Origin of the sequence: Mycobacterium sp. (assembly GCF_049281135.1) — a bacterium.
Lineage (GTDB): Bacteria > Actinomycetota > Actinomycetes > Mycobacteriales > Mycobacteriaceae > Mycobacterium.
The window spans coordinates 1-10,580 of the sequence record NZ_JBAPRN010000564.1 but is presented as its reverse complement, the minus strand read 5'-3'; the positions used below and the strand labels follow the sequence as shown (position 1 = coordinate 10,580).

Sequence of the window (10,580 nt, the reverse complement as noted above, 5' to 3'; positions counted from 1 at the left end):
GGCGATAACTGACCGGTCCGTCGCTCATGGAGTTGATTGAATCAGACCGGAAATAAGCCCGGGCGCTTAGACCCGCTCGCCGCGGTGCCTGCCGAGTTCCTCTTCGGCGTTACCCCAGCGCAGGCTGACGTCAGTGGCCGGCGCCTCGATCTGCCGGGTGCGCCAGCGGTCCTTGGTTTCGTCGACCGCGCGGTTGATGCGCTCGATCTCGGAGCGGAACACGTCGGTGCGAGTTTCCTTGGCGGCGTAGTGGAAATAGGTCAGCAGGCTGCGCAGCAGTTCGAGCTTCTGCTTCTCCCGCTTGGCCAGGTCGTGGTTCGTCATCAACTCGATTCGCTGAACCGGCGGCAACGCCGCCCAGTCCAGCACCACCTTGGTCTCCAGGGCACGCCGGTTGGGGCGCCAGAACTTCCAGCCGCGGGGAATCTCGACGCGGTCGTAGTAGGTCACCGTGCCCGGGAAGCGCGATTCGATGCCCTCACCGAGCTCGGTGCGGTCGAGCGCCGAATCCCACACCGTGCGCCATTCCTGGCCGGGTGCCAGCGTCGGCAACTGACGGGGGAGCTGCAGTTCGACGACATCGGCATAGCCATCGGTGGCGTTTTCGTATTCGGCGACGGTCGGTGGGTGCGGAAACGTGAATGAGACGTCGTAGGCCGGGGTCTTTCCGAAATTCCGGACGACTAGTTCGATTACATGCCAGTCCGCGGCGTGCGGCTCCATAAACATCCCGACATGCGGACGGATTTCATCGGATACCAGCCGGCGATTGCGGCGGATTTGCGCATTCGCAAAGATGAGGGCGATGACGGCAAGGCCGAGTAGGGCCCATACGGCCCACGCCAACCAGGTACCGGATCCTGCCCCCGCCACCTGGTGCCACCGATCGTGGATCCAACCCATAGAAGAACCTATCCTCCGCTTATATCACAGCATTTAAAGGCACGAAAATTCGCTGGAGGACCCGTCGGAGTACAACTATCCACCCATCAGTGTTCGCCACTGTTCGAGATTAGCGACACGGTAAACGTAATTAGAACGCTTGACCTCTGACAGTGAGGCGCTCGGTTCGAGTGAATACCAGTGTCCGGGAAATACCGTCGGATCGCCAGGCAGTTGAGCAAGCTTCTGCAGGCTGCGAAAGATCTCATCGGAATCCCCGCCGGGAAAGTCGGTGCGGCCGCATCCTTCCAAAAACAACGTGTCACCGGCGACCAGTCGGCCGTCGAGCAGAAAGCATTGGCTGCCCGGCGTGTGACCCGGAGTGTGCAGCAGTTCGATGTCGATCGCGCCGACGCTGACCTTGTCGCCGTGCTCATGCGAGGTGAGATCACCCATCGGAATTCCGGTGATCCGCGAAACGAACTGCGCCTCTTGAGAATTGACGTGAACCGGAACGCTGACCCGCTCGAGTAGCTCGGCCAGCCCCTTCAGCTCGAAGCCCATCATCGAGCCGCCGACATGGTCAGGGTGGTGGTGAGTGACCAGCACGCCGGAAAGATGCAGGCCATCGGCCTCGAGCACGTCGACCAGATCGCCGGCCGCGTAGGCGGGATCGACCACCACGCAGTCGCCGGTCTGCCGGTCACCGATCAGGTAGGCGAAGTTGCGCATCTGCGCCGCGATCCCGTCGCCCTGGGCGAAGTCGCGGCCGGAGAGCAGCTGGCGGAAGTACAACCGGTCGGTATCAGACACCCGCTCAGCCTAAGCGGGCCCGCAAACCTCACCGTTTGGTGCCCTTGCGGAGCAGGCTGTACCCTCTTTTAGGCCCGAGGCGTGACCAAAACGGTCGCTCGGGTGCGGCCCCCTTAGCTCAGTCGGTAGAGCGTTTCCATGGTAAGGAAAAGGTCAACGGTTCGATTCCGTTAGGGGGCTCGGTGGACGCCGAGCAGGCAGGCGGCCCGGAACGAAGACAACGCAGTCCCGAGGCGGTGTAGCTCAGTCGGTTAGAGCGAACGACTCATAATCGTTAGGTCGCCGGTTCGAGTCCGGCCATCGCTACAAGACAACAACGAACGAAAACCCGAAAAGAGAACCGACGTGGCCTCCAGTACCGACGTACGGCCCAAGATCACCTTGGCGTGCGAGGTGTGCAAGCACCGCAACTACATCACGAAGAAGAACCGCCGCAACGACCCAGACCGGCTCGAGCTGAAGAAGTTTTGCCCGAACTGCGGCAAACACCAGGCTCACCGCGAAACACGCTGACACAGCCCGTCAGCAATCTATTCAGACTGACTAGGTAGGTTTAAGGGTCATGTCGTTGGGCCAGAATGCCGTCGGGAAGCGCTTCCGCTACCCCGATTACTACATCGTCGAGCGGGAAAAGATTCGCGAGTACGCGGGCGCAGTCAAAAACGATGACCGTCCCTTTCACGAGGAAAAGGCCGCCGAAGAGCTGGGCTACGACGGCCTGATCGCGCCGCTGACTTTCATCTCGGTGTTTGGTTACAAGGCCGTGGAGGCGTTCTTCGTGTGGGCCAACATCGCCACCAATGACGCCCAGGTCGTTCAGGTCGACCAGGCGCTGAAATTTTTCGGGCCGATCAAGGTGGGAGATCGGCTGTATTGCGACGTGGAGATCGAGTCGGTCCGGCGCGCCCATGGCACCGACATCATCATGACCAAGCAAACCATCACCAATGACGCGGGTGACATAGTTCAGGAGACCTACACGACCTTGGCGGGTCGTGCAGGTGACGATGGAGAGGGTTTCCGAGATGCCACTGCGTGAGTTCGATTCGGTCCAGGTGGGTGACCAACTTCCGGAGAAGGTGTACCCGCTGACCCGCCAGGATTTGGTGAACTATGCGGGCGTCTCCGGCGATCTGAACCCAATTCACTGGGACGACGAGATCGCCAAAGTCGTTGGACTCGACACCGCGATCGCGCACGGCATGCTGACCATGGGGCTGGGCGGCGGCTTCGTCACGTCGTGGGTCGGCGATCCCGGGGCAGTCACCGAGTACAACGTGCGGTTCACCGCGGTGGTGCCAGTGCCCAATGACGGCAAGGGCGCCGAGATCGTGTTCACCGGCAGGGTGAAGTCGGTCGATCCGGACAGCAAGTCGGTGACGATCGCGCTGACCGCAACCACCGACGGCAAGAAGATCTTCGGTCGGGCGGTCGCGTCAGCGAAGTTGGCTTAACCGGTGGCGATCAACAGCGACATCCTTGGAATGGTGTGGCACTACCCGGATAGCTACGTGGTGGGCCGCGAGAAGGTGCGCGAATTCGCCAAGGCGGTGAAGTCCGACGACCCGGCCTGTCTGGATGAGGAAGCGGCGGCCGAACTCGGGTACGACGCCCTGGTCGCGCCGCCGACGTTCGTGACGATCCTTGGGCAGCTGGTACAGGCGGACTTCATGCGCAGCGTCGACACCGGCTACGACACCATGCAGATCGTCCAGGTCGACCAGCGGTTCGTCTACCACAAGCCGATCGCAGCCGGCGACGTGCTGCACGCCAAGATGGAAATTCACTCCGTCACCGAGCGATTCGGCGCCGACATCGTCGTCACCAAGAACACCTGCACCAACGATGCCGGCGAGGTCGTGTTGGAGGCCTACACCACGGTGATGGGACACGAGGGCGACGACTCCGTCAACCTCAAGTGGGACAAGGAGAGCGGGCAGATCGTCAGGACGGCGTGATTAGTACCTGAGACTTGCTGCGATGTACACTCGGACCTCGGGGTTTTCCCAGTACCAGCGTGTTTTTCCGTCAGTTGGCGAGCGCGCGCGTCGGGTAAGGCCCCGGCACGCGCAGGTTGGCCTGCCAACCAGCGAAGGGGCGTAGCTCAACTGGCAGAGCAGCGGTCTCCAAAACCGCAGGTTGCAGGTTCAAGTCCTGTCGCCCCTGCAATGGTGGACACTGGAAGGTGACCACCACGCACACGATTGAACGAAGGAGCATGCGGTGAGCGACGAACACGTCGATGCCGACGCCGCAGCCGACGGCGGCGGAACTGACGACTCGCAGGGCGGCCGTACGGCCGTGGCGACGCCGCAGCGACCCACCGGCAAGCGGTCCCGTCTGAAGTCGGAGGCCGGGGACGGCACCGGCGCATCCGGCGCCGTCGAGCTCACCGAGAGCGACGCCGACGACACGCGCAAGAAGGCCAAGAAGGCGACGAAAGCCAAGAAGGCCCGCAAGTCCGACGAGCCGTCGAACAACCCGTTCGTCTTCGTCTTCAACTACCTCAAGCAGGTCGTCGCCGAGCTGCGCAAGGTCATCTGGCCCAACCGCAAGCAGATGGGCTCCTACACCTCGGTGGTGTTGGCGTTCCTGGTGTTCATGGTGACGTTCATCGGCCTGGTGGATCTGGGCTTGGCCAAGCTGGTGCTGTGGGTGTTCGGCTGACGCCGCCACGAGCTGACATAAAAAGGGAAGGACCCATAAACCGTGACTACCTCCGACGGCGATCTGCCCGTGGGTGAGACGGTCGACATCGAAGCCGCGTTGCAAGAAGTGACCGCTGACGATGCACCGGAGACGGCCAATGCCGAGCCGGTGGCCGACGAGGCCGCAGAGGCGCCCGCCGCACCCGAGGAACCGGCTGAGCCCGAAGAGGTCGACCCAGCCGCTGCGCTGAAGGCCGAGCTGCGCGCCAAGCCAGGCGACTGGTACGTCATCCACTCCTACGCCGGTTACGAGAACAAGGTGAAAGCCAACCTCGAGACCCGTGTGCAGAACCTGGACGTCGGCGACTACATCTTCCAGGTGGAAGTGCCCACCGAAGAGGTCACCGAGATCAAGAACGGCCAGCGCAAGCAGGTCAACCGCAAGGTGCTGCCGGGCTACATCCTGGTGCGGATGGACCTGACCGACGACTCGTGGTCCGCGGTGCGTAACACCCCGGGCGTCACGGGCTTCGTCGGCGCGACGTCTCGCCCCTCGGCGCTCATGCTCGACGACGTGGTGAAGTTCCTGCTTCCGCAGGGTGCGGCCAAGAAGCCCGTCAAGGGCGCCGCGAGCACCGCGAGTACCGGGGTTGAGCTGGAGCGTCCAGTGATCGAGGTCGACTACGCCGTCGGCGAGTCGGTCACCGTGATGGACGGACCGTTCGCCACGCTGCCGGCGACGATCAACGAGGTCAACGCCGAACAACAGAAACTCAAGGTGCTGGTGTCCATCTTCGGCCGCGAAACACCTGTCGAACTGGGCTTCACCCAAGTCTCCAAGATTTAGCTAGGAAGGAACACCAATACTCATGGCCCCGAAAAAGAAGGTCGTCGGGCTGATCAAGCTGCAGATCAAGGCCGGCGAAGCCAACCCCGCCCCGCCGGTCGGTCCGGCACTCGGGCAGCACGGCGTCAACATCATGGAGTTCTGCAAGGCGTACAACGCCGCGACGGATTCCCAGCGCGGCAACGTCGTCCCGGTGGAGATCACCGTCTACGAGGACCGCAGCTTCACGTTCGCGCTGAAGACCCCGCCGGCCGCCAGGCTGCTGCTCAAGGCCGCGAAGGTGGCAAAGGGCTCGGCCGAACCGCATACCACCAAGGTCGCCAAGGTCACCTGGGATCAGGTCCGCGAGATCGCCGAGACCAAGAAGCCCGACCTGAACGCCAACGACATCGCCGCAGCCGCCAAGATCATCGCCGGGACCGCCCGGTCGATGGGGATCACCGTCGAATAGACGGCTCCCCAGTGGGAGGGCCAGCTTCGGCCCGCCAACCACAACCCAACATCAGATTGGATGAACGAATGAGCAAGAACAGCAAGGCATATCGCGCCGCCCTCGAGAAGGTGGACCGCGACAACCTCTACACCCCGTTGCAGGCGGCCAAACTGGCCAAGGAGACGTCGTCGACCAAGCAGGACTCGACCGTCGAGGTCGCCATCCGGCTCGGGGTGGACCCGCGCAAGGCCGACCAGATGGTCCGTGGCACGGTCAACCTCCCGCACGGCACCGGTAAGACCGCTCGGGTCGCGGTGTTCGCGGTCGGTGAAAAGGCCGACGAGGCAACCGCCGCCGGCGCCGACGTGGTGGGTAGCGACGACCTGATCGAAAAGATCCAGGGCGGCTTCCTCGACTTCGACGCGGCGATCGCGACCCCCGACCAGATGGCCAAGGTCGGCCGCATCGCGCGGATCCTCGGGCCGCGTGGCCTGATGCCCAACCCCAAGACCGGCACCGTCACCCCGGACATCACCAAGGCGGTGAACGACATCAAGGGCGGCAAGATCAACTTCCGGATCGACAAGCAGGCCAACCTGCACTTCGTGATCGGCAAGGCGTCCTTCGACGAGAATCAACTCGTGGAGAACTACGGCGCGGCGCTCGACGAGGTGCTGCGGCATAAGCCGTCGTCGTCCAAAGGTCGCTACCTGAAGAAGATCACGGTCTCGACTACCACCGGACCGGGCATCCCGGTCGACCCGGCGGTCACCCGAAACTTCTCCGAAGCGTAAGCAAGGTGCTGTTCGCCGTCGAGTGCTGACGGAGAACAGCACGTTTATCTCTTAGAATCCCGGTCATGCTAGGTGCCTCGGATAACGACGGCAGTCGGTTGAACCGGCCGGAGTTGACTGACTACCTCGACGCGGATGGCGGCATCGTTCTGCCGGACGGCGCCAACGTGGTGACGTTTCTGGACCGCCACATCGCTGACATCGGTGATGCCGTCGCATACCGCTTCCTCGACTACAGCCAGCATGCCGACGGCAAGATGATCGAGTTGACCTGGGCTGAGCTGGGCACCCGGCTGCGGGCCATCGGTGCTCGCCTGCAGCAGATCACCTCCAAGGGTGATCGGGTGGCAATCTTGGCGCCGCAGGGCATCGACTACATCGTCGGCTTCTTCGCCGCGATCAAGGCCGGCGACATCGCAGTGCCGCTGTTCGCGCCGGAATTTCCGGGACACGCCGAGCGGCTCGACGCGGTGCTCGGCGACGCCAGGCCGTCGGTGGTATTGACGACGGCTGCCGCTGCCACGGCGGTTCAGGAGTTCGTCCGGTCGTTGCCGCGCGCCAGCAGACCGCGCGTGATCGCGATCGACGAAGTTCCCGACTCGGTGGGTATCACCTTCGCCCCGGTGCGGCTGGACACCGACGACATCGCCTACCTGCAATACACCTCAGGGTCCACCCGATCCCCGGTTGGTGTGGAAATCACCCATCGCGCGATCGGCACCAACGTGCTGCAGATGGTGATTTCGACCGGAATCGACTGGGACATCCGCAGTGTCAGCTGGTTGCCGCTTTACCACGACATGGGCCTGCTGATGATCGTCTGCGTGGCGGTATTCGGCACGCAGGTCACGCTGATGTCGCCGGTCGCCTTCGTTCGGCGGCCGCAACGCTGGATCCGGCAACTGGCGGCGGAGTCCAAACACGGCCCCACCTTCGCCGCGGCGCCGAACTTCGCGTTCGAGCTGGCCGTCGAGCGCGGGCTGCCCGATGAGGGGGAGGACCTCGACCTGACGAATGTGGTGTCGCTGATCAATGGCTCGGAACCGGTGCGGATCGGCTCGATCGAGAAGTTCAACGCGGCGTTCGCTCCCTATGGGCTGCCGAGTACGGCGGTCAAGCCGTCCTACGGTATGGCCGAGGCGACCCTGTTCGTCTCGACCATCGAACTCTCCGCCGGGCCGTCGGTTGTCTACCTGGACCGAGAGCAGTTGGGCGCCGGGCGTGCGGTTCGGGTCCCGCGCGATGCTCCCAATTCCATCCCGCAGGTTTCTTGCGGTCGGGTGGCCCGCAGCCAGTGGGGCGTCATCGTCGACACCGAGAACGAGGCGGAAGTAGCCGACGGAGAGGTCGGCGAAATTTGGTTGCACGGCAACAACATTGGCCGTGGCTACTGGGCGCGCCCCGCAGAAACCGAGCAGGTGTTCGGCAACAAGCTGCAGCGCCGACTGCAGTCGGGCAGCCATGCTGACGGGGCGCCGAGCGAAGCCACCTGGCTGCGGACCGGGGATCTCGGTGTCTATCTCGACGGTGAGCTCTACATCACCGGGCGCATCAAAGATCTGATCATCGTGGATGGCCGCAACCACTATCCGCAAGACATCGAGGCCACCACGGCCGAAGCGTCGTCCAAGGTGCGATCGGGTTATGTCGCAGCGTTTTCGGTGCCGGCGAACGAGGTACCGGGAGCGCCCAGGGATGAGGTCGGCGAGCGCGTCGTGATCGTCGCCGAACGAGCACCGGGGGCCGGCCGGGGTGATCTGCAACCGGTCATCGATGACATCCGCGCGGCGGTCTCCCGTCGGCACAGCCTGCCGCTGGCCGACGTGCTGCTGGTGGCGGCCGGCGTCATCCCGCGAACGACCAGCGGCAAGCTGGCCCGGCAGGCGTGCCGGACGCTGTATCTCAACGGTGAATTGGGCGTACGCGGCCACTCCTGATCGTTGTGCGGCTCATCCTCCGCACTCGGCGATCCGACGGCGCAGATAGTCGCGCCCCGGCTCGGAACCGTTGGACGCCAAGGCCTCTCGGTACCAGCCGAGCGCATCGTCTCGCCGTCCTGCCCGCCGCAATAGGTCCGCGCGGACCGACGCGACGAGGTTGGACCGGGCCAGACGCGGGTCGTGGGCGACCTTCTCCAGGGCGGCCAGCCCGGCGTCCGGGCCGTCGCGGAAACCCACCGCCAGGGCCCGGTTGGCGCGTACCACCGGCGAATCGGTCATCGCCGACAGCTTGTCGTAGGCCACGCAGATCGTGCGCCAGTCGGTCTGCTCCCACGACGTTGCCGTCGCGTGCAGTGCGGCGATCACCGCCTGCGGCAGGTAGGGGCCGGTCGAACCCTGCGCCAGCCGGAGCCGGTCCAGACCGCGGGCGATCCGCTCGCGGTCCCAGCGGCCACGGTCCTGCTCCTCGAGTGGCACCAGCGCGCCGTCGGTGTTCACTCTGGTCGCCCGTCGCGAATCATGCAGCAGCACAAGGGCCGCCAGCGCGTGAGCTTCCAACTCGGTCGGCATCAGGGTGCACAGCTCGGAGGCGAGCCGGACTCCTTCGTCGCACAACTCGTCGCGGATCGCCGACGGCCCCGCCGTCGACCAGTAGCCCTCGGTGAACACCGAATAGATGCAGCTGAGCACATGCGGCGTGCGCTCGGGCAACAGCTCGGCCGGTGGCACCCGCAGCGGGATGTTTGCGTGCCGGACCTTGGCCTTGGCCCGGGTAATACGCTGTCCGACAGCAGTTTCGGTCTGCAGTAGCGCGCGGGCGATCTCGGCGACGGTGAGCCCGGACACCAGCCGCAGCGTCAGCGCCAGCTGTGACAATCGATCCAAGGCCGGGTGCGCGCAGGTGAACATCATCCGCAGCTCGTCGTCGTGCACCGGGTGAACGTCCACCTCAATACGCGTCCGGATGTCATCAACCACCGCCGCCAATTCCCTTCCCGGGCGCACTGACTCGCGACGCAATCGGTCGCGGGCGCGGTTGCGTGCCACGGTCAGCACCCATGCACCGGGGTTGTCCGGCACGCCGTCGCGCGGCCATGCCCGCAGCGCCTCGGCGAACGCTTCCTGGACGGCGTCCTCGGCGACGGTGAGATCACCCGACCACCGGGCCAACGCGGCCACGGCCGGGCCCCACTCCCGCCGAAAGACGCCGTCCAGGTTGACCATTCGTTACAGGCCGGAGAGTCCCGCCAGTTGGCGCAGCTCGACGGTCGACGCGGGGATCATCGCGGCCAGCTTGACCGCCTCGTCACGGTCACTCGCGGCCAGCAGATAGAAGCCCGTGGCGATCTCGGCGCTCTCCGCGAACGGCCCATCGGTAAGCATGACCTGGCCGTCGCGAACCCGCACTGTCGTCGCCGTCGCCGGCTCGTGCAATGCGGCCCCGGCGACGATGTGATCGCCTGCGCCGGCACCGAATTCACCGTGCCGGGCCGATTCGGCCTGCCACTCCGGCGTGCCCGGGGTGTGGACCCTTTCCGGCGGTTCGAACAGCAGCGCCAGCCACTGCGCGTCGGAGCGCGACCAGTCGCCATCCACCGTGTGGAAGATCGGCCGGACTTCCACCGCGCCGCGCTTGGCAGCGGGGATCTCGCGCGCGAGTGCCAGGGTGTCGTCGAGATTCTCGGCCTCGAATACGTAGTAACCGCCGGCGGCGATCTCGGCCGCTTCAGCGAACGGGCCGTCGGTGACGAGTGGTGCATCGGGGCCGCCGCTGATGCGCACACCCTCGGCCGCCGACATCAATGCGTCGCCGGCGCGAATCGCCGGCCCGGCCTTGGCGTGGAAGCTCTGGTAGGCCGCCATCTCGGTGGCACGCTCGTCGGGCGTGAGTTTCGGCTCCGGGCCGATCAATAAGGCTAAGTACTGCATGGTCGTGTCCTCCGGTAGTGAGCAGAACCCTGTGTTCCACTCTCTACCCGTCTGACGAACGGCGCGGCCGGTATCCGACAGTCGCGGAGAAAAAACCTACGCCGCGGCGCCGGGCTTCAGATAGGTGACCAGGCTGACGTCAATGACTTCCTCGGTGAAGTAGCGCTCGCAGCCGCGCAGGTACCTCATGTAGCGCTCGTAGACCTCTTCGGACTGGATCGCGATGGCCTTGTCTTTGTTGGCCTCCAGCGCGTCACCCCAGAGATGCAGGGTCTTGATGTAACTATCCCGCAG

General features: G+C 64.6%; 14 protein-coding genes and 3 tRNA genes. 12 read left to right on the top strand and 5 right to left on the bottom strand.

What is annotated here, in order from left to right; translation table 11 throughout:
* Positions 1–66: 66 nt before the first annotated feature.
* Positions 67–915 (bottom strand): hypothetical protein, encoded by an 849-nt coding sequence (locus WAN02_RS22070; protein WP_422266375.1) that lies wholly within the window; start codon positions 913–915, stop codon positions 67–69.
* A 63-nt stretch (positions 916–978) separates the two neighbouring features.
* The gene (locus tag WAN02_RS22065) at positions 979–1,695 is read right to left on the bottom strand and encodes an MBL fold metallo-hydrolase (protein WP_422266373.1); all 717 of its coding nucleotides are present in this window, start codon (positions 1,693–1,695) and stop codon (positions 979–981) included.
* 107 nt (positions 1,696–1,802) lie between these two features.
* Here WAN02_RS22065 and WAN02_RS22060 point away from each other — a divergent pair.
* From WAN02_RS22060 to WAN02_RS22005, 12 genes are all read left to right on the top strand, one after another.
* Positions 1,803–1,875, top strand: a tRNA-Thr gene (locus WAN02_RS22060).
* Between the two features lie 52 nt (positions 1,876–1,927).
* Positions 1,928–2,001, top strand: a tRNA-Met gene (locus tag WAN02_RS22055).
* A gap of 39 nt (positions 2,002–2,040) precedes the next feature.
* The gene (gene rpmG / locus WAN02_RS22050; protein WP_003898538.1) at positions 2,041–2,208 is read left to right on the top strand and encodes a 50S ribosomal protein L33; all 168 of its coding nucleotides are present in this window, start codon (positions 2,041–2,043) and stop codon (positions 2,206–2,208) included.
* A 49-nt stretch (positions 2,209–2,257) separates the two neighbouring features.
* Positions 2,258–2,734: a (3R)-hydroxyacyl-ACP dehydratase subunit HadA gene (gene hadA / locus WAN02_RS22045; protein ID WP_422266371.1), complete on the top strand. Its 477-nt coding sequence runs from the start codon at positions 2,258–2,260 to the stop codon at positions 2,732–2,734.
* Positions 2,721–3,149, top strand: a complete 429-nt coding sequence (gene hadB, locus WAN02_RS22040; protein WP_422266369.1) for a (3R)-hydroxyacyl-ACP dehydratase subunit HadB — start codon at positions 2,721–2,723, stop codon at positions 3,147–3,149. Before hadA ends, hadB begins: the two co-directional genes overlap by 14 nt.
* A 3-nt stretch (positions 3,150–3,152) precedes the next feature.
* Positions 3,153–3,653, top strand: coding sequence for a (3R)-hydroxyacyl-ACP dehydratase subunit HadC (hadC, locus tag WAN02_RS22035; RefSeq protein ID WP_422266367.1), 501 nt, complete (start codon positions 3,153–3,155; stop codon positions 3,651–3,653).
* A gap of 135 nt (positions 3,654–3,788) precedes the next feature.
* Positions 3,789–3,861 (top strand) — tRNA-Trp (locus WAN02_RS22030).
* Positions 3,862–3,918: 57 nt separating this feature from the next.
* Positions 3,919–4,362, top strand: a complete 444-nt coding sequence (secE, locus tag WAN02_RS22025; RefSeq protein WP_422266365.1) for a preprotein translocase subunit SecE — start codon at positions 3,919–3,921, stop codon at positions 4,360–4,362.
* Between the two features lie 42 nt (positions 4,363–4,404).
* Positions 4,405–5,190, top strand: a complete 786-nt coding sequence (nusG, locus tag WAN02_RS22020; RefSeq protein ID WP_422266363.1) for a transcription termination/antitermination protein NusG — start codon at positions 4,405–4,407, stop codon at positions 5,188–5,190.
* A gap of 22 nt (positions 5,191–5,212) precedes the next feature.
* The gene (rplK, locus tag WAN02_RS22015) at positions 5,213–5,641 is read left to right on the top strand and encodes a 50S ribosomal protein L11 (RefSeq protein ID WP_422266361.1); all 429 of its coding nucleotides are present in this window, start codon (positions 5,213–5,215) and stop codon (positions 5,639–5,641) included.
* 68 nt (positions 5,642–5,709) lie between these two features.
* Positions 5,710–6,417, top strand: coding sequence for a 50S ribosomal protein L1 (gene rplA, locus WAN02_RS22010; RefSeq protein WP_422266359.1), 708 nt, complete (start codon positions 5,710–5,712; stop codon positions 6,415–6,417).
* A gap of 65 nt (positions 6,418–6,482) precedes the next feature.
* Positions 6,483–8,354, top strand: coding sequence for a fatty acyl-AMP ligase (locus WAN02_RS22005; protein WP_422266357.1), 1,872 nt, complete (start codon positions 6,483–6,485; stop codon positions 8,352–8,354).
* Positions 8,355–8,366: 12 nt separating this feature from the next.
* Here WAN02_RS22005 and WAN02_RS22000 read toward each other — a convergent pair whose 3' ends face one another.
* From WAN02_RS22000 to WAN02_RS21990, 3 genes are all read right to left on the bottom strand, one after another.
* Entirely contained in the window at positions 8,367–9,581 is a 1,215-nt protein-coding gene (locus tag WAN02_RS22000) for an RNA polymerase sigma factor (RefSeq protein WP_422266355.1), read from the bottom strand.
* Between the two features lie 3 nt (positions 9,582–9,584).
* Entirely contained in the window at positions 9,585–10,286 is a 702-nt protein-coding gene (locus WAN02_RS21995) for a YciI family protein (RefSeq protein ID WP_422266353.1), read from the bottom strand.
* A 96-nt stretch (positions 10,287–10,382) separates the two neighbouring features.
* Positions 10,383–10,580, bottom strand: a 198-nt coding sequence (locus WAN02_RS21990; RefSeq protein ID WP_422266351.1) for a class I SAM-dependent methyltransferase, incomplete at its 5' end; no start/stop codon positions are given.